The 22,147-nt window shown below is 49.5% G+C and carries 16 protein-coding genes; 14 read left to right on the top strand and 2 right to left on the bottom strand.

Going from position 1 to position 22,147, the window contains the following annotated elements; all coding sequences use genetic code 11:
- Positions 1-94: 94 nt before the first annotated feature.
- The 5 genes from CF168_RS09625 to CF168_RS09605 all read left to right on the top strand — a co-directional run bounded on the left by CF168_RS09625 (position 95) and on the right by CF168_RS09605 (position 4,724).
- A complete protein-coding gene (locus CF168_RS09625; RefSeq protein ID WP_157705942.1) occupies positions 95-1,255 on the top strand; it encodes an alpha/beta hydrolase in 1,161 nt (386 codons plus the stop codon).
- 18 nt (positions 1,256-1,273) lie between these two features.
- Positions 1,274-1,756, top strand: coding sequence for a cytochrome P460 family protein (locus CF168_RS09620; protein WP_206191661.1), 483 nt, complete (start codon positions 1,274-1,276; stop codon positions 1,754-1,756).
- 47 nt (positions 1,757-1,803) lie between these two features.
- Positions 1,804-2,484 carry a DUF4405 domain-containing protein gene (locus tag CF168_RS09615; protein WP_157705939.1) on the top strand — a complete coding sequence of 227 codons (681 nt, stop codon included), beginning with the start codon at positions 1,804-1,806 and terminating at the stop codon, positions 2,482-2,484.
- Between the two features lie 65 nt (positions 2,485-2,549).
- Positions 2,550-3,776, top strand: a complete 1,227-nt coding sequence (locus CF168_RS09610; RefSeq protein WP_206191660.1) for an MFS transporter — start codon at positions 2,550-2,552, stop codon at positions 3,774-3,776.
- 399 nt (positions 3,777-4,175) lie between these two features.
- Positions 4,176-4,724 carry a YbhB/YbcL family Raf kinase inhibitor-like protein gene (locus tag CF168_RS09605; RefSeq protein ID WP_089067702.1) on the top strand — a complete coding sequence of 183 codons (549 nt, stop codon included), beginning with the start codon at positions 4,176-4,178 and terminating at the stop codon, positions 4,722-4,724.
- A gap of 235 nt (positions 4,725-4,959) precedes the next feature.
- Here CF168_RS09605 and CF168_RS22635 read toward each other — a convergent pair whose 3' ends face one another.
- Positions 4,960-5,091 carry a hypothetical protein gene (locus CF168_RS22635; protein WP_276207246.1) on the bottom strand — a complete coding sequence of 44 codons (132 nt, stop codon included), beginning with the start codon at positions 5,089-5,091 and terminating at the stop codon, positions 4,960-4,962.
- A gap of 147 nt (positions 5,092-5,238) precedes the next feature.
- Between CF168_RS22635 and CF168_RS09600 the strand changes: the two genes are divergently transcribed.
- From CF168_RS09600 to CF168_RS09560, 9 genes are all read left to right on the top strand, one after another.
- On the top strand, positions 5,239-6,150 hold the full coding sequence (locus CF168_RS09600) for an AAA family ATPase (protein ID WP_089067701.1): 912 nt from the start codon (positions 5,239-5,241) through the stop codon (positions 6,148-6,150).
- A gap of 50 nt (positions 6,151-6,200) precedes the next feature.
- On the top strand, positions 6,201-7,286 hold the full coding sequence (locus CF168_RS09595) for a DUF58 domain-containing protein (protein WP_089067700.1): 1,086 nt from the start codon (positions 6,201-6,203) through the stop codon (positions 7,284-7,286).
- Positions 7,283-9,430, top strand: a complete 2,148-nt coding sequence (locus tag CF168_RS09590) for a transglutaminase TgpA family protein (protein ID WP_089067699.1) — start codon at positions 7,283-7,285, stop codon at positions 9,428-9,430. Before CF168_RS09595 ends, CF168_RS09590 begins: the two co-directional genes overlap by 4 nt.
- A 109-nt stretch (positions 9,431-9,539) precedes the next feature.
- Complete coding sequence (gene recC, locus CF168_RS09585) at positions 9,540-13,244, top strand: exodeoxyribonuclease V subunit gamma (protein WP_089067698.1); 3,705 nt, start codon at positions 9,540-9,542, stop codon at positions 13,242-13,244.
- Positions 13,244-17,023, top strand: coding sequence for an exodeoxyribonuclease V subunit beta (recB, locus tag CF168_RS09580; protein WP_089067697.1), 3,780 nt, complete (start codon positions 13,244-13,246; stop codon positions 17,021-17,023). Before recC ends, recB begins: the two co-directional genes overlap by 1 nt.
- Entirely contained in the window at positions 17,020-19,152 is a 2,133-nt protein-coding gene (recD, locus tag CF168_RS09575) for an exodeoxyribonuclease V subunit alpha (RefSeq protein ID WP_089067696.1), read from the top strand. The genes recB and recD overlap by 4 nt, the downstream gene beginning before the upstream one ends.
- Before the next feature lie 67 nt (positions 19,153-19,219).
- A complete protein-coding gene (locus CF168_RS09570) occupies positions 19,220-19,600 on the top strand; it encodes a hypothetical protein (RefSeq protein ID WP_089068944.1) in 381 nt (126 codons plus the stop codon).
- 79 nt (positions 19,601-19,679) lie between these two features.
- Complete coding sequence (locus CF168_RS09565; protein WP_089067695.1) at positions 19,680-20,039, top strand: class I SAM-dependent methyltransferase; 360 nt, start codon at positions 19,680-19,682, stop codon at positions 20,037-20,039.
- Positions 20,040-20,208: 169 nt separating this feature from the next.
- On the top strand, positions 20,209-20,847 hold the full coding sequence (locus tag CF168_RS09560) for a 3'-5' exonuclease (protein ID WP_089067694.1): 639 nt from the start codon (positions 20,209-20,211) through the stop codon (positions 20,845-20,847).
- A 113-nt stretch (positions 20,848-20,960) separates the two neighbouring features.
- On the opposite strand, the gene CF168_RS09555 is transcribed toward CF168_RS09560, so the two are convergent.
- A complete protein-coding gene (locus CF168_RS09555; RefSeq protein ID WP_089067693.1) occupies positions 20,961-22,001 on the bottom strand; it encodes a LacI family DNA-binding transcriptional regulator in 1,041 nt (346 codons plus the stop codon).
- Positions 22,002-22,147: the final 146 nt, after the last annotated feature.

Raw genomic sequence — 22,147 nt, 5'->3', positions numbered from 1 at the left:
GCTACTAATCATTTTTTAGTAGATGTGTCAAGATCCAAGTTATTAATCACCTACCCAATCATGACTGTATTGAAATAATAAAGGAGACACATCAATGACGTTATCCAAAAATAACAAACATGTTGAACAAGCAAATAGCGCGCTAACTCGACGTACGTTTCTGAAAAAGTCAGGTGCAAGTGCTGTTACGCTAGGAGCTTTATCTTTAACAGGAGCGGCTTTCGCGGCAGGTAATGGTGCACCAACACTCGCGCTGTCTAGCGAGTGGGATAAGACTTTTGCAAAAAGTGACAAAGTGGAGCATAGAAAAGTTAGCTATAGAACTCGATATGGCCTAACACTAGCTGCCGATCTTTACGTACCCAAAAATATGACTGGCAAACACCCAGCGTTGGCTGTTAGTGGTCCGTTTGGTGCAGTTAAAGAACAGTCGTCAGGGCTTTATGCTCAAACAATGGCCGAAAGAGGGTTTATAGCACTTGCTTTCGATCCGTCTTATACGGGAGAAAGTAGTGGTGAGCCACGTCATGTTGCATCTCCTGATATCAATACCGAAGATTTTAGTGCCTCTGTGGACTTCCTTGGCTCTTTACCCAATGTCGATCGTGACAGAATAGGTGTTATTGCAGTTTGTGGCTACAGTGGCATGGCGCTCACCGCAGCAACGAGCGACTCTCGTATTAAGGCAGTGGCAACTGCTTCAATGTACGACATGTCTCGCAGTATGAGTCGCAGCTATAAAGACAGTTACACGATGGAACAACGCCACAAAGTTCTGGATTATCTCGGTCAGCAACGTTGGGCTGATGTCGATCGGGGCAGTTATGGTTTGGGCTACCATGAAGTTCCGTTCGATGACAATGGGCATATTATTACAAGTCAACGTATGCTGCCTGAGACACTACCGACTAATCCCGATCCGGTTTTAGCCATGTTTTTTGATTACTACCGCACCAAACGTGGTTTTCATTCTCGCAGTGTTATATCCAGTTCTGCTTGGACTGCGACGACACCAATGTCGTTCTTTAGTTTTCCTATGTACGCCAACATAGAAATGATCGCACCGCGACCAGTGCTATTGATTGCAGGTGATAATGCACACTCTCGATATTATTCAGAAGATGTGCATAAGTTGTCTCCTGATAATGCTGAGCTGATGATTATTCCAGATGCCGATCACGTCGATCTCTATGACCAAATGGACAAAATTCCATTTGAAAAGTTAACGGCCTTTTTCCAGAAAAACTTAGCTTAAGACCTGGGGTGGTTAACTATGCATAAGATGACGAAAAGACTCATGTCAGTTGCGTTTGTCGGTACAGTGGCACTTGTTGGTACTTATACAATCTGGCCGACAAACATAATTTCTCCTGCCAATGCAGCAGAAGAAATGCAAGCGGTCACCTTTCCTGAGTTGGAAAAGTTAGTTCACTACACGACTGTCCGCAGAGGACGAACTCGTGAGCATATGTTAACCACTCAATCAGCACTTGATGCAATACAGGCTGGTGAGCCAGTGCCAACCGGGACTCATGTGGTACTAGTGGATTTTCAAAGTGATGAGCTCGCTCGCTATCTAGTATCCGAGAAAACAGGGGACGCACCGGGAGATTGGTCATACCAAGCATTTACACCAGATCGTACCTTTAAGATGGATGATGAGAGTCCAGCGCGATGCTACTCATGCCATCAGTCTCGTGAAAGTCGTCAATACATGTTTACCTACAATGATGCTAAAAGTCGTCTAGTGAAGTAGTGGCGATTCAAACCTTGATTAGACACTGCAACACAATGGGGAAAAGAATGAAGTTATCTCGTTTAATGACGCTTTTACTACCATGCGTGATGCTCACTTTTCTTTTACTCTCACTGGCTTATTGGTGGTTGGAAAATGTTCCGCATGAAATTTTTGGCTCGTTATTTTTCATGCTATTGACCTGGCATATAGCGAGGCATAAATCCTGGCTTAATGGCTTACTCAAAGGGCGGTACGACAAGCGTCGCATCGTGATGGTGCTTCTTCATGCCGCTCTGCTAGTGAACATGATCATTCTGCTGGTGACGAGCATTGTGATTTCCAAGACTGTGTTTGGTTTTCTTCCCATCGATAGTATTTATCTAAGAGAAATTCACTGGTTTTCTGCGTATTGGGTGATGGTTATTACCGGTATCCATGTAGGAATTCACTGGGCGAGAGTCATGGGATTGAGCCGGGCTTTAATGAAGTTGAACGACAATGCATACAGGAAACTGGCTCTTCGAATCGCTGTTGTTGCTATCGTGGGGATAGGAGTATGGAGTTTCTCCGTTCTGGGCATTTGGACGAAACTGACGTTTACCTACAGCCTTGATGTATGGAACTTCAAAACGTCCGTCACACCATTTTTTGGACATTGGCTAACGGTCATCGCACTTCCTGCTGTTGTGACTCATTACGCTATGAAGTATTGGTGTCGCCAAAGTCGGCTCGCCAGAAATAAATGAAAAGATTACCGAGTATCAACCTGTCATCTTCTACCCACTTTTAACTAATAAGCATACGGTTTTATATGAACTCTAAAGTCGAAGAAGCATCTTCAATTATTAATTTCGAACTAAATGATAGCAAAAAAGAGGGGGCGTACTGGAGCGGCATTTTTGCTATGACACTTTGTGTTTTTGTATTGATTGCCTCGGAATTTATGCCTGTCAGTTTGCTAACTCCGATATCAAAAGACTTGGGTGTTAGCGAGGGCTTGGCTGGTCAGGGGATCACTATTTCTGGTGCGTTTGCCGTCGTCACCAGCCTGTTTATCCTGACTGTTGCAGGTAGGCTTAATCGTAAACATGTATTGCTAGGGATGACCGCGCTGATGGCCCTTTCAGGTCTAATTATTGGACAGGCAACAAGTTACATGACTTACATGTTTGGGCGGGCCCTGATCGGTATTGCTATTGGTGGATTCTGGTCACTGTCAGCCGCGACAGCAATCAGACTGGTACCGGGGCGATATGTATCCCGCGCATTGGCAATTTTCAATGGGGGTAATGCCCTTGCAACTGTTGTTGCTGCTCCGCTCGGAAGCTATCTCGGTTCACTGATAGGCTGGCGTGGTGCATTTTACAGCCTTATACCTCTGTCAATAATTGCCTTTATTTGGCAATGGCTGAGTATGCCCTCAATGCATGACAAGCGGTCTGAGTCGCAGTCAGGCAGTGTTCTTTACTTGTTGAAACGTCCGATTGTTGCAGTGGGTATTACAGGTTGTGGTCTATTTTTTATGGGACAGTTCACATTATTTACCTATGTAAGACCATTTCTGGAGAAAGTAACCCGCGTGGAGATTTCCACACTGTCTCTTATCCTCCTCGCCATAGGCATTGCCGGTTTTGCAGGAACGTTGATTATCGGTCTTTTTCTCAAGAAAGGATTCTATCAGACATTGCTTCTGATACCGCTATATATGGCGGTCGTTGCTGCTTTACTGATGGTGTTCGGGCATAACACATTTGTAGTGGCGTTATTGTTAGCAACCTGGGGCCTTGTGGCCACGGCAGCACCGGTAGGATGGTGGACCTGGATTGCAAAAACGTTGCCTGACGACGTGGAAGCTGGAGGTGGATTGATGGTTGCCGTGGTCCAGATGTGCATTGCACTCGGTTCAGTTGCCGGTGGGATCGCATTCGACCACAGTGGATATCGCGCAACATTTACAATAAGTGCATTGCTGCTAATTGCATCTTCATTCTTCACCTTCTTTACTTCGAAGTTTAAACAACAGAGGTTTAATGAGTAAAACGTCGTTATTTTCTTGGCGTTAATCCGGGGAGTTTCAAATGAAAAGTTCCCGCAGAACATTTATTCAAGGTGCCGTTGCTGTCGGTGCCGCAAAAGTTGTTAGTTCGCATAGATAGTGTGGTTCTGGAGGCAGGAATTAGCACGTTGTCATCTGAAAAAACTGTGTAAAACCAGAAGAAGATACCTCGGCATGCTGGGCATTGCTTTATATCATTTAGTATTTTTGTCATTTTATTTTCTTCGTCCCATACGGAATAAACTTGGCGTGGAGATTGGATTTTAAATTAGCAATTTTCTTCATACAATTATATGTAAATCAGACATTAATTAAATGCTTTTCGCATTATAGAGTTCATCCTCTACTATGAATATAATTTAACAACTAAGGATTTTTACAATGAAAAAAAATATAAAACTACTCCCCCTGATCATGATCACTTCTTTAGCTCAGGCACAGACCTTCCAGGTAACAAGCTCAGATATTAAAAATAGTCAGGAGTTAGGCAAGGCCTTCATACAAAATGGTTCAGGATGTACTGGAGACGATATTTCTCCACAACTATCTTGGTCAGGAGAGCCTATTGATACGAAGAGCTTTGCTGTAACTGTTTACGATCCTGATGCTCCGACCGGAAGTGGATGGTGGCACTGGACACTGGTTAATATTCCAAATACCGTCCATTCTCTCAAATCTGACACAGGGAATCGTAATGGTAAAAATATTCCGACAGGTGCTGTTCAGGGACGTACTGACTTTGTAGATCCAGGTTATGGTGGAGCGTGCCCTCCAGAGGGAGATAAATCTCACCATTATCACTTCAAAGTTTGGGCACTGAAGGTTGATAAACTACCTGTGACAAATGAATCCAGTGGTGCGTTAGTGGGAGCAATGGTCATGTCAAATAAACTTGCTGTTGCGGAAATAGTCCCAATATCAACGCGTTAATGAAGTAGAATCGCCCGTAATTCCTTGACACCGAGATGTATCAAATGAGACTAACTGTAGTTTATTGAAGTAGTGGCGATTCAGTTCAAGATATTTGCTACGTGACGTTGTTCTTACAGGCGGTTGTTCCATAGAAATTTTAATCCGAAATTCACTAATCCGAGCTAAAAGTCTAACGCGGAAATGTCCCAAAGCATGCTGTGTAAAGCTTTTAAATCTAAATGTTAAGCTAATGCTAAACAGGTGAGCCATGGCGATTAGCGAGACGACCGTCCGCCCCACGGACGGGGCGGTCGAGCATCCACGGATGGACTCGCTGCGCGTCGTTGAGCAAATGCCATTGCTCACCTATATATCTATGCTTCAAAGCTCCAAGCAGTAAGATCCTACATAAGGTTACTTAGCAACGACTCACTAAGCCGATTGATTTCACAGTAAAAGCGACTGGCTAAGCGCGTCATATTCCGCCATAGTGGTAGAGCGAATGACCTCATCCATGCACAAGGAGTCTCCCGTGGCACATTCTGGTTTAAGCCAACTATTACAACAACTTGAACAAGTATTATTAGGCAAGCCACGGCAAGTTCGCTTAGCCCTCGCCTGTATTCTCGCCCGTGGGCACCTATTAATTGAAGATTTGCCCGGCATGGGCAAAACCAGCCTGTCCCATGCCCTCGCCCAAAGCCTCGGCCTTAGCTATCAACGTATTCAATTTACCAGTGATATGCTGCCCGCCGATATTCTCGGGGTATCGATTTTTGATAAACACCAAGCGCAATTTGTGTTTCATCCCGGCCCTATTTTTAAACAGATGGTGCTGGCCGATGAGATTAACCGCGCCAGCCCTAAGACTCAGAGCGCCCTGCTCGAGGCAATGGCCGAGCAGCAAATTTCTGTCGATGGCGTCACCCACAGATTACCCAATCCGTTTTTTGTGATTGCCACACAAAACCCCACGGAACAATCGGGCACCTTTCCGCTGCCAGAATCCCAACTCGACCGCTTTATGATGCGGATTTCTATCGGTTATCCCAGCCATGATGCGGAGCTGGCAATGCTGAAAAGCGATCAAACGCCGCAAACCCTCGATAATTTACCCCAATGTTTAACCCCGCTGGCGTTAACCCAGTTGCAGGAGCAATGCGACAAAGTCGCGGCGTCCGATGCACTGCTCAATTACGTCTTGGCCTTAGTGCATGACTCGCGCAATCAAACCGATGCCGTCGGCCTATCGCCCCGCGCAACCAAAGCCCTATTGCAGGCGGCTAAAGCATGGGCATTTTTAGAGGGTAGACACTATTTAGTCCCCGAAGATGTACAAGCGGTGTTTTGCAGTGTGGCTGAACATCGACTGCGCACCAGCAGCCAATTGCAGGGGGAAGCGCTATCGGAGCGGATCCTCGCCAGCGTCAACCCCATCATGTAATGCCTTGCTAATCATATCGATAAGGATGCTCAGACTATGATGAGGACAGGATGAAACGAGTATTGACGGCTTTCTGGCAACGCTGGTTGGCAAGGCGCATGCCGCCCAGTTCAGAGTTTGTCCTCAGCCATCGCAGCATCTTTATTTTGCCCAGTGGCTTTGGTTTAGTCTGGCTTGGGCTGGTACTGCTGCTGTATCTGTTTGGTACTAACTATCAAAACAATCTTGTAATTGGGCTGAGCATTTTGCTCCTCAGTCTATTTAATACCTGCATCCTTTACAGTTATAAAAATCTCGCGGGTTTGCGCCTTCGCGCGCTCACGGCGCCCGAGGTGTATGCGGGCGAAACCATCACCTTTCCAGTCCTGCTCACCTCAAATCACAGCAGCCACAATATCAGCTTAAATTACCCCAATAATTTAGCGTACTTACTTAAACAGGTCGGCGCGGATGAGGTGCAAGCTCTGGTCTCGTTTGCCCATGACAGCCGTGGTCTGGTATCGCCAGGCCGACTTAAGATTGAATCCTTTTATCCCTTAGGACTTTGCCGCGCTTGGTCCCATATTGATCTCGATAATGCGCACATCGTCTACGCCCACCCGATTGAAAGCCCTTTGCAGCTAAAAGCAGCCACCGAATCCGGTGAAGACGAACGGTTAGAACGAGCAGGAAAATACATCGCCGGCATCGATGAATACAAAGGGCTTAAGCCCCATGTGCTCGGTGAATCCCTTAAACAAGTGGCATGGAAACAATGGGCTCAAGGGCGTGGCATGCTAACCAAGGAGTTCGAGCAGCCTCAGGGCGATCCCGTATGGTTAACCTTAGTCCCCGATCCCGCGCAGCTTGAACAGCAATTAGGTCAGCTCAGCTGGCAAGTCAACCATTTGAGTCAGCAGGAGCAATATTTTGGTCTGTGGCTGCAGCGTGTTGGTGCGGAAGATCTGATCCTCACACCCGATACGGGCAATGCTCATCGTATCGCCTGCCAAAGGGCGCTCGCACTCTACGGACAAGATATCAACACGCTGGATAAAACCGATAAATTGAAAAATAACCAAGGTGTTAAGCATCAGCATCCACTTCCTCCCCATGGGCAAAACGTGCGTCCTGCAACAATGGAGCCGCGGCGATGACAACGCAAGCCACGACACATCACAAGGCTAATCCTCCCAAGCTGACGAGCTATCATGCCAATGGGCCGCAGACGGGTGACAATATCAGCCGCCAAACGCTGTTTTGGCTGCTGCTGACCAATTTAGCAGTACTCAGCCCCCTATTTGATAAAACGACGCCTTGGACCCTTGGGATCTGCGCCATTTGTCTCGTGTGGCGAGTCGGCATCTATGTCGGCAAAGTGGCAAAGCCACCGCGCTACTTAGTCACAAGCCTTGCTATTGGCGCCGCTATTACCCTTGCGTTGGTATCGGGTGAGATTGGGCTATTAAACGCCTTAGTCAACCTGCTGATTTTAGGTTATGCCTTAAAATACATTGAGATGCGCAGTGTCCGAGATGTGCGGGCCGTGGTGATTGTGGGCTACTTTTTAATTGCGCTGACCTTTATCGATCACCAATCCATGCTCAATACCGTGCATTTAATTGGGGTCACTATCATTAATACCTGCGTACTGGTGACCCTGTATCAAAGCAAACATAATTGGCAACACACAGCTTGGATTGGCGCTAAATTATTGCTGCAGAGTGTGCCACTGGCGTTACTGCTGTTTTTAGTCTTGCCGCGCTTTGCCCCGCTCTGGCTGGTCCCGAATATGAAGGAAGCCCAAACTGGGCTCTCGGATACCCTTTCCGTGAGTGACATTAGCAAACTCACCCGCTCCTCCGCACTGGCCTTTAGGGTGAGCTTTACCGAGGCGAGACCCATCCAAGCCGAACTCTATTGGCGCGCGCTGGTGCTGGAAGATTACGACGGCCAAACCTGGCGCCAAGATGTCGGCATCAAACAAATTCAAAAGGATGCGCTGTTTTTTCCGCCCTCAAGACCCGATCCCGCGCGGCAGCTCTCCGCAGCGATGACGGATGATACAGGCAGCCATGCGCCGCAGCGATACGACTATCAAGTGATTGTGGAACCTAGCCACCAGCCTTGGTTATTTGGGCTCGATGTGGCCTATAGCCAAGATGAAAAGGTCATTAACCTACCCGATTATCGACTCTATTCCCTACGTAATGTCGATCAACGCTTAGGCTACAGTGCCCATTCTTGGCCTAAGGCCCAAATGGATCTCAAGTTAACTGCCAAACAGCGGCAAATAAATCTGAAACTACCCGAGGGCACTAACCCCAAAACGTTGGCGCTCGCCGCCGAGTTTAAGGCCAACTATCCCGAGCCCAAGCAGCGTCTGCTCGCCATGATGGGTTATTTTAATCGCGAACCATTTTTCTACACCCTCACCCCGCCCCCTATTGGCCCGCAGCAAGTCGATGATTTTCTGTTTGAAAATAAAGCCGGATTTTGCGCCCATTACGCCTCCGCCTTTATCTTTATGGCGCGCGCAACTGGTTTACCCGCGCGTATGGTCACCGGCTATCAAGGGGGCGAATACAACCCGCAGGCCGATTACCTGAGCGTGTATCAATACATGGCACACGCTTGGGCCGAAGTCTGGCTCGAAAATGAAGGTTGGGTACGATTCGATCCAACGGCCATGGTCGCCCCTAACCGAATCGAACAAGGCTTCGATGCCGAGTTCTCCCCCGAACAAAGCTACCTGCAAGAAAGCCCTTTTAGCAGTTTGCGCTTTAAATCTATGCCTTGGCTCAACGAGTTAAGGCAGCGCTTTGCCAGCCTCGATTATTACTGGAGTCTCTGGGTGCTCGGTTTCAATCAGGAGCGGCAAAACAAAGTGTTAAGCGGCATTTTAGGGGATGTCACTAAAACCAAGGTGGCGGTGTTTATGAGTGTCTGTATTAGCCTTATCGGCCTCTATATCGCCTACAGCGTGGGGCTGTTTCGCTTTAAACGGGAGCAGGATCCCATCAGCGCCAAGTACCAACGCATTTGTCAGCGCCTCAGTAAATTTGGCATAGTCCGCCCCGCTCACTTAGGCCCGAATGCCTTTGCCGAGCAGCTTATTGACACGCACCAGCAACAATCCCCAGAGTTTTGCCGTGAGTTTGACACCCTGACCCAAAGCTATGTCGCGCTGAAATACCAACAGCTTGCGGACAATGACTATCAAGCGGCGTTAAAGCGCTTTAATAACGCCGCTAAAACCCTTAACTGGCGACTATTTGGCCCGAGTAAACAGTTAAAATAGGCGGGATAATCCACAGGCGGACAAGATTGTTGAATCTTATAAATCAGTCACATAGAATTGCCAAGCCACTTTGCTATGCATAACAGCAATCCCAAATCGTGAGTCGAATATGCTGAAGTTAATCCAATCCAATCAAATGGAAGTGCTCTGTGCCCATCTTGCCGCGTATTTGCGCCAGCCGCTACCCGGCGCGGGGTTATTGCAAAGTGAGCATATTTTGGTACAAAGCCCTGGGATGTCGACTTGGTTACGCCTTGAAATTGCAAAACAAAATGGTATTGCCGCCGCGCTGGAGTTCCCGCTACCTTCCAGCTTTATTTGGCAACTGTGCCACGATTTACTCCCCAATGTCCCCAAGGAAAACGCCTTCACTAAGGCGGCTATGACCTGGAAGCTAATGCAGCTGCTGCCACGGCTACTGGATGAACCTTCTTTTGGGCCACTGCGCCATTATTTGGGCCATACCTTAGATAATCTCGAATCGAGCACGGTTGACACCCATAGCAACCATCAACATGGTGCCGTAAGCGCCGATGATATTAAGCTTTACCAACTTTGCGGCCGCATCGCCGATATCTTCGACCAATATTTGGTTTACCGCCCCGACTGGATTGCCGCGTGGGAAGCCAATGAACCGCTCGAATCGCTCAAATTGAATGAGGAGCAAAGCTGGCAACCCATCCTCTGGCGCGCGCTGATTGCCTACAATCGTGATGAGCTGCGTCAAAGCCACTACCATAGGGCCAATCTGCATCAGGATTTGATTGCTGCATTGGGGGATAGCGCCAATTCACTCGCAAAATTGCCGCAGCGTTTATTTGTGTTTGGGATCTCCTCCATGGCGCCCCAAACCATCGATGTGCTCCACCAGCTCGCGAGCCGCATCGATGTGATTATCTTAAGCCTGAGCCCCTGTCAGCATTACTGGGGCGACATTATCGACCCACGCCATCGGGCGCGTATGGCATTGCAATATGCCGGAAAACGCCAATTAGCTGAGCAATGGGAAGATAAACTCGAAGTCGGCAATCCCCTGCTCGCCAACAATGGCAAGATGGGCCGCGAATTACTTGATATGCTGCTCGAGCTGCCCCCTGAGCACTGTGACTTTGGCGACGATGTGTACTGCGAGCCCTGCGGCGATCCTAACGATCCCCACGCTAACGCAAGTATGCTGGCTGGTGTGCAATACGATATTTTAGAAATGCAGACACTCGATCGCGTACTCGGGCCGGATGCTGAGCTATATCAAGAGGTCGCGAATCGCCGGGTATTAACAGCCGACGATGATTCGATTCTAATCAAGAGTTGCCACAGCCCACTTAGGGAAGTCGAAACCCTGCACGATCATTTACTCGACCTGCTGGATAGCAACAACCAACTCACGCCCAAAGACATAGTGGTCATGATGCCGGATGTCGCCGCCTACGCCCCCTATATCGATGCGGTGTTTGCGGCCAAACAGGGACTGGAATATATCCCCTACGCCATTGCCGACCGCGGCGCGGCGCAGGAATCACCACTCATAAATAGCTTTTTGAATTTACTCAATATTAATCAGAGCCGTTTCGGACTGACCGATATTTTAAGCATTCTCGAAGTCCCAGCCATTTTGCGACGTTTTCAGCTCGAAGAAGACGAGCTGCCACTCATTCGCCGCTGGTTAGATGAAGCAGGGGTGCGTTGGGGCCGCGATGAACAGAGCCGCCTTAAACAGGGCGTGCCTGCTTTCGAGCAAAACTCCTGGGCCTTTGGTATAAAACGCTTAATCTTAGGTTACGCCTTAAGGGACGATGCGCCGCTCTATCAATCATCCCCGCAGGGAATGCACTATTTAACCGTGGCTGGGGTGGAGGGCCAATCGGCACAGGCCCTTGGCAAACTGTTGAATTTTATTGAAGTCCTCGATGAGACCACCCAAGTATTAGCCAAGGCGCAAGCGCCCTCACTGCGGTTACTCGAACTCACCGAGCTGTTAAATGCCTTTTACGCCCCCGATGAGGACGAGCGTGAACAGCTGCAAGAAATTCGCGATGCGATTGCCGCCTTAGAGCAAGAGCTGCTTGCCGCCAGCCCAGCCGATATTGGCCCACAAGCCAACGACTTAGATTTAAGCATCGAAGTGTTGGCGCTCTGGTTTAATCAACGCTTAACCGAGTCACGCGTCGGCCAACGATACCTCGCGGGCAGCGTAAATTTTTGTACCTTAATGCCGATGCGCTCGATTCCCTTCAAGGTGGTTTGCCTGCTGGGGATGAATGATGGTGTCTATCCTAGGGTGCAACATCCTGTGGGGTTTGATCTGATGGCCCATTTGGGTGCGCGCAAAGGCGATCGTTCCCGCAGATTAGATGATAGATACCTGTTTTTAGAGGCGCTGCTTTCAGCACGCCAGCAACTTTACATCAGTTATATTGGCCGTAGCGAACGGGATAACTCTGAGCGTATTCCATCTATGCTGGTTTCCGAGCTAATAGAATATTGCCAGCTATGTTATTTACCTGAATCCCTTGCGGCGCAAGCATCTATTGTCAATAACGAAGTTGCCCAACAGGCATTGATTGAGGCTATTGTGAGCCATCAGCCGCTGCAACCTTTTGATCCTAAACTGTATCAAGCAGCACTACCGCAAGCCCCTACCTCCCATGGGATAAAACAGAGTTATAGCCAGCAGTGGTGTCCGCCCGATAGCAATAGCCAGTTGCAGCCTGGTCGATTTATCGAAGCCCATACCCAGATAGTGCTCGAAGATGACGCAATTGGTGACAGTGTTCAGGATATTGCGCCCCTTGGCGAAGCGGAGCATGTCGATATCTCTGCCTTTATTCGCTTCTTTCGCAATCCCGCGCAGTATTTCTTTAATCGTACCCTAAAAGTCGATTTAAACCTGAATATTCAAGCGGATGATAACGATGAGCCCTTTAGTCTTAATGCGTTAGAGCGCTATTTATTACAGGCTCAGCTCCTTGGCGATGCGCTCGAGCAAGGGCAAAACGGGCCCAGCACTGAACTGTTACAACGCCTTAAGGCCAGCGGTAATTTGCCAATGCAGCCCTTTGATGATCTGCTGCTGCGCCAATACAGCCATGATATTGCGCCGCTGATTGGCAGAACCCTGTTTATGCGCGGTGATGTCGCTCCCCGCCATGCCGATATTCGGCTCAGCTTTGAGTTACCCCACCAGAACGCAGGGACTCAGGTAAAAACTAAACGCGTGCTCCTCGAAGGTCGAATCGATGATATCAGCCCTAAAGGATTGGTGACTTGTCGCCCCGGCAGTGCCCATGGGCGGGATATTTTAGCCTTGTATTTGCGTCATTTATGTTTGATGGCCGCAGGAGTGGCTCAACCTAGCAGCCTGCAACCTAGCTACCTGCTGGATATGGGCCATTTTCATGCCCTCTCGCCCATTACGCCAGAGCTTGCCCATGCGCAGCTCGCCAACTTATTACAGCTTTTTTATCAGGGCCAAATTCATCCCCTGTGTTTTATGCCAAGAACCTCCCTCGCCTATGCCAGTGCAGAGGCGGATGAAGAGGAAGAGCCGCACACAAGCAAAGACCCGCACAAAGCCCGGCTCGAAGCGGCACAAAGCGAATGGCTGGACGAGCAAGGTGAACTTGGCGAAGGCACAGATCCCCATTATCAGCGGCTGTTTCATTTTCCCGACGACTTTACCGAGGCACATTTTGGCAAGCTCGCCGATGACATCTATCGGCCAATGCTTAGCCTCTACCATAAGGATACCCTCGCCCAACTCGAGGAATTTGCCCTGAATGAAGCCCCAACCGCCAGTTCAGAGGGAGCACTCTGATGACTAAGATATCACCCGCTTTGCCGTTAGATCCGCTCACCCTACCATTTGGCGGCAGTCGCTTAATCGAGGCCAGTGCGGGCACGGGAAAAACCTATACCATTTCAGGTCTGTATCTCAGATTACTGCTTGGGGATGGCTTAAGCGAACCGCTCAATTGTGAACAAATTCTGGTCGTGACCTTTACCAATGCCGCCACCGAGGAGCTGAGGGACAGGATTCGCCGCCGCATTCAGGTAGCCTTTAAGTGTTTCTTAGGGCTTGAGATTAACGATCCTTTTGTGCAGGCGCTGTACGATAAGACCCCAGAAGCCGAGCGCGCTATCGCCCTGAGACGCTTCGACTTGGCGCTCAAATCCCTCGACGAAGCGGCGATTTTTACCATTCACGGTTTTTGCCAGCGAATTTTGGCCGATCTCGCCTTCGAATCATCATTGTTGTTCGAGTCGGATTTCACCTTAGATGACAGCGAGTTTTTACACCATGCGGTGCGGGATTTTTGGCGTGAGGCCTGCTATCCGCTGCCTGAGTATTTAGCCCAAATTATTGCCAGCGAATTTGGCGATCCCGACGGATTAGTCAAGCAGCTGAGAGCCTTGCTCGGTGCCAGTGAGGCCAAACCGCTTCAACCCGTGCAGCCATTTTCGCATTTGGCTGAATCCTTAAGCCAGAGTGTGCAGCGCTTTAAACTCGCCTGGCCGCGTGGCCGCGACGCGCTGTTAGAGCTTTTACATAGCCTACCGCTTAACGGTCAACGTTTTGGTAAAGCGAGCGACAATTACCCCAAATTGGCGGAAATGTTCGATCAACTGGACAACTTCTTAGCCTTTGGCCACGGCTTGCCGCCGCTTAAAGTGCTCGAGGCTCTGTCGTTATCCGAGCTTAAGTTGAATAAAGGCGGCGTGATCCCAAGCGCGAGCGAGGCGCCGCTGCTTGACCATATGGAGCAGTTAGCCACGCTGATTAACGCGATTAAACCCGCATTTCTCTATAGCGCCAAACAAGGGATCAGCGAGCGCTTTGCCAAGCAAAAACAGCAGAAAAATGTGCTGACACCCGATGACCTGCTAACCACCTTGGCAGCGGCGATGCAGGCCAATCCAGACACTTTACCTAAGGCTGTGGCGAGTCGCTTCCCCGTGGCCTTAATCGATGAGTTCCAAGATACGGATCCTCTGCAATTTGCAATTTTCTCAGGGATTTATCAAACCCGTTTGGGGCTTGAAACTCAAGGTTCGGCGACGGCTGAACCTAAGCCTCGCACGGATAGCAAATTAAGCCTGCTGATGATTGGCGACCCAAAACAAGCGATTTATGCTTTCCGCGGCGCCGATATTTACACTTATATCGAGGCGCGCAGACAGACCCAGGCGCACTATTTCCTCGATACTAACTATCGCTCGAGTCGCAATCTGGTGGCCGGGGTGAATCATTTATTTGCCCAGCATTCGGATCCTTTTATCAGCCAATCGATTCCCTTCGATCCAGTCAAAACGCCTGCCAGTGCGGCGGCAAAACAACTCGTTGAGCAAGCGCCCAATAGTGCCGCGCTGCGGTTAAAACTCTTAAGTGAAGGCGAAGCTGGGCTCAATAAGGCCAGTGCGCGGCAAACCTTGGCCGAAGATACCGCCGCCGAAATCACCCGTTTACTGACGCAGGCCGCCAATGGCCAATGCAGCACGCCCAAAGGGCCATTAATTGCCAAAGATATCGCCATCTTAGTGCGCGATAGAAACGAAGCGGCCGTGATGAAAACCGCGCTCAGCAAGCGCCAGATTGGCGCCGTCTTTTTAAGCCGCGACAGCGTATTTGAAACCGTCGAAGCGCGGGAAATGGCACTCGTTCTGCGCGCCTTGGCCAGCCCCAAGGACGAGCGAGCCCTGCGTAGCGCCCTTGCGACCGCCCTGCTTGGTTATCGCGCCGAGCAAATCCATGCCTTTAACCAAGATGAAGAGCAGCGCCAAAGGCTGCTAGAGCAGTTTTTTGAGCTGCACCAGATCTGGCAAAAACGCGGCATTATGCCGGCGCTGCTCAGCCTCGCCAATGCCACCCAGATGGTTGCGCGGCTGCTGCATTCTCCCGCTTCGACAAGCATTGACCAAGCGGAGCAAGATGCTGCCGCTCATCTTGAGGCGAGCAATGGCGAACGTCGGCTCACGGATTTTCGCCACTTAGCTGAGCTGTTGCAGCAAAAGGCGACAGAAATTGATGGGATCAGTGCCCTCCTCAACTGGTATGAGCAACAACTGATTGATAACACAGGGACAGATGAGCAGCAGCTACGCCTTGAAAGCGAGCAAAACTTAGTGCAAATCGTCACCATCCATAAGAGTAAGGGGCTGGAATACCCAGTGTGCTTCGTGCCTTTTGTCAGCCTTGCGCGGGATAATCGCCGTCGCCCGACGCCTATGCTCTACCACAGAACCAATGCCGATGGCGCGCAGGAACTGGTGTGGGATTTAGAGGGCACGGATGAAGGTTGGGAACAGGCAAAGCAGGAAACCTTAGCCGAAGATCTGCGTCTGCTCTATGTAGCGCTCACCCGCCCCGTGTACCTGTGTTATTTGTATATCGCTAACCATAGTCGCATGTTAAAGGCGGGGCTTAAGAGCCAGCTGCATGAAACCGCCATCGGTTATCTGCTTGGGATCACTGACACAGATTGTGATTTTTCCCGTCTGCAACATGCCGCCAAAGCGCTGGTCGCGGGTCTCGAGGCGAGTCAACCTGCGATCAGCATTGAGGTAGTGGCCGACGACATTGCGGCTAACAAGCTGCATACGGGGGGAAGTGATTCTCAAACCTTGAGTGCCCGTAAGGTCAGCCGTCAGTATCGCACTCCATGGCGCGTCGGCAGTTATTCCGGCTTAGTTAAAAATGCGCCCCACGCTAAAGCCACTCCTGGTGCCGATGATGAAGTGAATGCCGTATTGGGCACCGATACAACAAACAGCTCTATTGACCCCTTGTGGCAAGAAGCAGATCCACAGCAAGCACAACCTCTGCTCAATCGCTTTAGTTTTGAGCGCGGCGCCAACGCGGGTAGCTTTATGCACTTAGTGCTTGAGTTAATTGATTTTACCCAAGCTCAAATCGACTTACCCCGAGAGCTACCTAAGGCCATGTTGCAATACGGCATTGCCCCCGAATGGCAGCCCGTATTAGAGGATTGGTATCTTGAGGTATTACAAGCACCACTGGCATTAATGGCGCAGGATAATCAGCTTATCAATCCCGAGCTGTGTTTAGCCGCACTCGCGCCGCAGCACACCTTAGTTGAGATGGAGTTTTACCTGCCTCTGAATCGCTTAAAGGACACAGAGCTTAATCAACTCCTTGGGCAATTTGGCTACGATACCGAGCTGCAGTTTGACGAATTACAGGGCATGCTCAAGGGCTTTATCGACTTAACCTTTGAATATCAAGGCAAGTTTTATATTGCCGACTATAAGTCAAACCATCTGGGGGATAATATTCAAGCCTATCATCATAGCGCGCTGAAACAGGCGATCAGCGACCATAGGTATGATTTGCAATATATCCTCTACTCCCTTGCGCTACACCGCTATTTAGCGATGCGCTTGCCCAATTATGATTACGATACCCATATTGGCGGCTGTTATTATTTGTTTTTACGGGGAATGTCGGTGCAATATCCAGGCTTTGGTATTTATTACGATAAACCACCCAAGGCGCTTATTTTGGCCTTAGATGCGTTGTTTCAGCACAGCCTAGAGACAAGCACAGTGAATCAACAGGATACGGGAGCAATGGCATGAACCACAGCACCGAACTGACGCCCCCAAAAGTATCACCCCAATGGGTTGACGCTGGCGCTCTCAGACTCAAGGCGCCGCTCGCAGAGCTACTCAAATACTGGGAAAAGGAGCGGCTGATCACCCCGCTGGATCGCCATTTTGCCCTCGAGATGGCCAGGCTTCATCCTAATGATGCCCAAGAGCCGCTGTTTATGCTGCTTTGCGCCCTGTTAAGCCAACAGCTCTCGGCCCAACATACCTGCCTAGTGCTCGAACATATAGTGCCAACGAATCCGCTGGCTGAGCCGGTTAATCACTGCCAAATCCGTTTGAGCCTGCCAGAGCTGATTGCAAGGCTAGAAAATTTTGAGGCGGTTGGTGAACCTCACAGCAATAAGCCACTGATTTTTGATGGCGGCCGACTCTATCTTGAGCGTTATCATCATTTCGAAACCGAGGTGGCCAGCGCCCTGACGAGGCTATCTTCGAGTCAGCCCGTCAACGCCACGGATAAAGATTTAGACGCGCCGCTACGCAGGCAGCTCGATTACTTATTTCCAAGCGCCGCATCTTCCCATGCAAACTCAGCCCTTGAGCAAAATATCGATTGGCAAAAAGTAGCAACGGCAACGGCGCTCGGCAAGAAGCTTGCGGTGATCACCGGCGGCCCTGGCACAGGTAAAACCACCACTGTAACTAAATTACTGTTGTTACAGCAATTAGACACACCAAAACAGATAAGACTCGTCGCCCCGACGGGTAAGGCTGCCGCCCGTTTAAGTGAATCGATAAAGGCCTCGAAAGCAAGACTCGAGCAGGAACTCAAACAGGCTCAAGCGACAAACGAACAAGTAAACAGTCACGAAACCCAAGCGCTGTTAGCCGCGCTCAAGCAAGTGCCGGAAGAGGCATCAACCTTGCATCGTCTGCTGGGTGTAATTCCCAATTCGGCGCAGTTTCGTCACCATCAGGGCAATCCCCTGCGGCTAGATCTGTTGATTGTCGATGAAGCGTCGATGGTCGATTTGCCTATGATGTATAAACTGCTCACGGCCCTCCCCAAACAGGCGGGTTTGATACTACTGGGGGATCAGGACCAACTCGCCTCAGTTGAAGCTGGCGCCGTGCTAGCCGATATTTGCGCAGGGCTAAAATACGAGTCGGAACACGAGTCGGAGCAACACTCTGAATGGCGAATGCGTTATAGCCAAGCTCAGGCCGAACAATTGAGCAAGCTCACCGGCTTTGATCTGCGCGCCTATATTCATCGCGAGCCAAAGATTGGCGACAGTTTGTGTATGTTGACCCACAGCCACAGATTTAAAGGCGATGCCGGCATTGGCCTATTAGCCAGCGCGGTAAATCGCTCCGATCTCGCGGGGATTTTGGCCGTATGGCAGCGGGGACTGGCCGAGCTTACTTGGCTAGAACACAGTATGGATCTGAGCCAGACCCAAGCCAAAATCAGCGAGCCAGCAAACAACACTGGCCTTCACGCTCTGCTAACACAAGCCTGTGAGCAATACGCCGAGTATTTACGTCCGCTGCAAGTTTCAGATCCAAGCAGTGTGCCAAGCGCCATCGAAGCCATTGCCCGCTTTAACCAATATCGCATCCTATGCGCCATGCGCAGTGGCGATTATGGTGTCGAAGGTATCAATCAAGCCGTGACTAAGGCGCTGTCTCAGGCCAAGCTTATCCATCCCCAGCAAGAATTTTACCTTGGCCGGCCGATTATTATCCAAAGCAACGACTATAACTTGGGCCTGTTTAACGGTGATATTGGTTTGATTTTGCAGGATGAAGACAGGCCAGAGCGCCTGATGGCCCACTTTATCAAAGCCGATGGCAAACTGCTTAAAGTGCTCCCCGCAAGGCTGCCTAGCCATGAAACCTGCTACGCCATGACGGTACATAAAAGTCAGGGCAGTGAATTTAATCGAGTCGCCCTCGTACTTCCGCCCAATCCGAGCCTAGTACAGTGGCAATTGCTCACTAAGGAGCTAGTCTACACCGCTATTACCCGTGCAAAACAACACTTTAGCTGTTTAGGCTCTCAGCAAGTCTTTGAGCGCGCAAGCCAGCAAGCTACCCAGCGAGCCTCAGGTTTAGCCGATAGACTCTGGCGCGGTAACGCGATGACTGATTAATGGTTAACTCATTGACTAACAGTAATAAAATTAAGGATAAAGGAGATTTAGATTGACGGAACAAGCCATGATTAAACTGCACCAGATGCAAGATGTCATCAATTTATTTGATGGCATTAAAGCTGAGGCACAATTACCCGCACAATACTACGAATGCTCACGTTATATTCGTTGGTCTGAATTTGATGCAATGCAAGTATATGAACTTGATTTTGAACCATATTTAACTATTGCCGCAACCTGTGATATGCGTTTTTTTACCCTGCATCAGAGTCAACACCGCTTATACCTTGCCCATTGCAATTATGCTGGTCACGCACCGCGATGGGAGGCTCGCCCCATCACCTTGTCGCAACTGACGGATACCGCGTTAATGACCAAGCTGATGCAAAACCACGCCTATCAATTAGGACTCAATATCAACCTCGATTTGGATTACCCAGTCTAGTCCCACGGTGTTCGCCTGAAATGAATTGTACTAGACTGATTATCAACAAAGTTTTGGTCGCTGATAAAGGAAGCAAGGTTTGAAGGCGCAAGCACAGGATCACTATCAAGTCACAGTGGCGACCTTTGATAAATATGCCAAACAGTATCAGGACAAATACTTGGAATTTGCCCCATACACTCAAACCTATGACAGCCTCCTGAACTATCTCACCGAACATAGCCGCCTACTGGATATCAGTTGTGGACCAGGCAATATCAGTCGCTATTTAGTCGCGAAGGAACCTAGATTAACGGTCTTTGGTATCGACCTCGCTCCGCAAATGATTGCACTCGCGAAAAATGTCCCCTCGGGTCATATTGAAGTTGCAGCTGGCCTTGCCGATGTCGGAAATGGTGTCAGCCAGTTTGTGGCCATGGTTGAGCAGCTTAGCCCCTAATAAAGGCCAATAAATTGTCGAGTACACTTAATTTACAATAGGTTAGCAGTTCCTATATGGGCGAACATTTGCGATTAATGGGTAAAACTATGCGAAATCGCGCCATGCCTTTGTTACAATGCCGTCGTCTGAATGTTCTCAGACACTAACATTGAACAGTGTGGAGCCTATGTCTAAAACGCCAACCTATTCGCCCGCGAATACCCTTGTGGTACTCGATTTTGAAACTTCGGGGCTCTCACCCAATCAAGGGGCGCGCGCCATTGAGATTGGTGCAGTGTTGATTGAACAAGGGCAAATAACCGCGCGCTTTTCAGAATTAATGAATCCAGGTTTTCGGATAAACAGTTTTATCGAAGATTACACCGGGATCAGCAATCAAATGCTCGCCCATGCAGCGCCCTGCGCCGAGGTGATGGCACGTTTTGCCGCGTTTATCGGTAAACATCATCTGGTGGCCCATAATGCGGCTTTCGATCAACGTTTTCTGGATGCCGAATTTGCCCAGATAGGCCATCACTACCCCGGTCAATTTGGCTGCTCACTCCTGCTGGCAAGACGGTTATACCCTGAGGCTATCAATCATCAGTTGGCAACCCTAGTGCGCCATAAGCAGCTACCAACCGATGGCACCTTTCACCGCGCCTTGGCGGACGCGGAAATGACGGGGCATTTATGGCTGCGCATGCTGGCCGATCTTAAACAAGGCTATGCGATTACTGAGCCGCCCTTTAGCCTGATGCAGAAAATCATGACCAAGACTAAGGCCGAGGTGCCTAAGTTTTTGCGCCAGTACGCCAGAGGTTAGCCTGTCATCGATTCAGGTTTACGCTCCTATCTGACACGCTTAGAAAAGTGTCCAATAAAAAGCAGAGTGTTTGTTAACACTCGGCTTAGTGATTAAAGCAAACTGGATGCGACTCAAGCGAGCGGCGTATGATCAATCCCACAGGAGCTGCGTACCACTAAGGTCGTTGGGATTAATTGCGGGGTCACCGCTTGACCACGAATAAGCTTGAGTAAGCTTTCCACTAAAATCTCACCCGCTAACTGGGTATTTTGCTTAATCGTTGTTAGCGGCGGATTGGCAAAGCTTGCCACGGGAATATCATCGTATCCCACCACGGCGACTTGCTCGGGTACCAAGATCCCCTTCTCTTTTAAAGCGCGAATCGCACCGATGGCGATTAAATCACTGGCGGCAAAAATCGCATCGAAACTCAATCCTTTATCAAGCAACTCCAGGGCTGCATCGTAACCTGCGCCCTCGGTGCTGATAGCTGAAATCTGTCGACGAGGGTCCACAGTCAACCCTGCGCACTGCAGTGCTTTGACATGACCTAAATATCTGTCCCTAAACTCAGGGCAATGACTCGATGCGCCACCGAGGAACGCAAAATCCTTGCGCCCGAGGGAAATTAAATGCTCAGTGGCAATCAAACCGCCCTGATGGTTATCGCAGCCGATGGATAATACGGATTTATTGTTATGCTCCGCGCCCCAAATCACAAAGTGGGTGTTCTGTGCCAGCAATTTTTCGAGCTTTTGCTCGTAATCCATATAGTCGCCGTAACCCAGTAAGATAATGCCATCGGCTTTATTACTGTCTTCGTAATCGGCATGCCAATCGCTGGAAAGTTGCTGAAATGACACCAGTAAATCATAACCTTGTTGCGCCGTCGCCCGCGTGATTGAGCCTAACATCGACAGAAAGAATGGGTTGATGAGTGAATCATCATTGGTGGGATCTTCACACAACAACAGGGCTAAGGTATGGCTGTTTTGGGTGCGCAGATTACTGGCGTTTTTATCGACTTTGTAATTGAGTTCCTTGGCAATCGCTTGGATCCGCTGACGGGTTTCTAAATTGACTAACGGACTATTTCTCAAGGCTCGGGAAACCGTAGACTGGGATACACCAGCACGATAAGCAATATCGATTGAGGTCGCTTTCGATGCCATAGCAAGGTCACCATAATTATTATTTTGTGGCGATACTAAAACAGTTCGAATGACTTGTATAGCCGAAGGGTTTACAACTGACTAACAAGTTAGCAGAGATCAATATCTTAGTGGAAATACTAAGGTTTTGTGATGTCGATACAAGC

Origin of the sequence: Shewanella bicestrii, assembly GCF_002216875.1 — a bacterium.
Classification (GTDB): domain Bacteria; phylum Pseudomonadota; class Gammaproteobacteria; order Enterobacterales; family Shewanellaceae; genus Shewanella; species Shewanella seohaensis.
This window is presented reverse-complemented; position numbering and strand designations above follow the sequence as displayed.

Bases quoted from the DNA above. Each gene is read 5' to 3' on its own strand.
- CF168_RS09620 (WP_206191661.1), top strand. From the start codon at position 1,274: ATGCATAAGATGACGAAAAGACTCATGTCAGTTGCGTTTGTCGGTACA.
- CF168_RS09590 (WP_089067699.1), top strand. From the start codon at position 7,283: ATGACAACGCAAGCCACGACACATCACAAGGCTAATCCTCCCAAGCTG.
- CF168_RS09615 (WP_157705939.1), top strand. From the start codon at position 1,804: ATGAAGTTATCTCGTTTAATGACGCTTTTACTACCATGCGTGATGCTC.
- recD (WP_089067696.1), top strand. From the start codon at position 17,020: ATGAACCACAGCACCGAACTGACGCCCCCAAAAGTATCACCCCAATGG.
- recC (WP_089067698.1), top strand. From the start codon at position 9,540: ATGCTGAAGTTAATCCAATCCAATCAAATGGAAGTGCTCTGTGCCCAT.
- CF168_RS09625 (WP_157705942.1), top strand. From the start codon at position 95: ATGACGTTATCCAAAAATAACAAACATGTTGAACAAGCAAATAGCGCG.
- CF168_RS09555 (WP_089067693.1), bottom strand. From the start codon at position 22,001: ATGGCATCGAAAGCGACCTCAATCGATATTGCTTATCGTGCTGGTGTA.
- CF168_RS09560 (WP_089067694.1), top strand. From the start codon at position 20,209: ATGTCTAAAACGCCAACCTATTCGCCCGCGAATACCCTTGTGGTACTC.
- recB (WP_089067697.1), top strand. From the start codon at position 13,244: ATGACTAAGATATCACCCGCTTTGCCGTTAGATCCGCTCACCCTACCA.
- CF168_RS09605 (WP_089067702.1), top strand. From the start codon at position 4,176: ATGAAAAAAAATATAAAACTACTCCCCCTGATCATGATCACTTCTTTA.
- CF168_RS09610 (WP_206191660.1), top strand. From the start codon at position 2,550: ATGAACTCTAAAGTCGAAGAAGCATCTTCAATTATTAATTTCGAACTA.
- CF168_RS09570 (WP_089068944.1), top strand. From the start codon at position 19,220: ATGATTAAACTGCACCAGATGCAAGATGTCATCAATTTATTTGATGGC.
- CF168_RS09595 (WP_089067700.1), top strand. From the start codon at position 6,201: ATGAAACGAGTATTGACGGCTTTCTGGCAACGCTGGTTGGCAAGGCGC.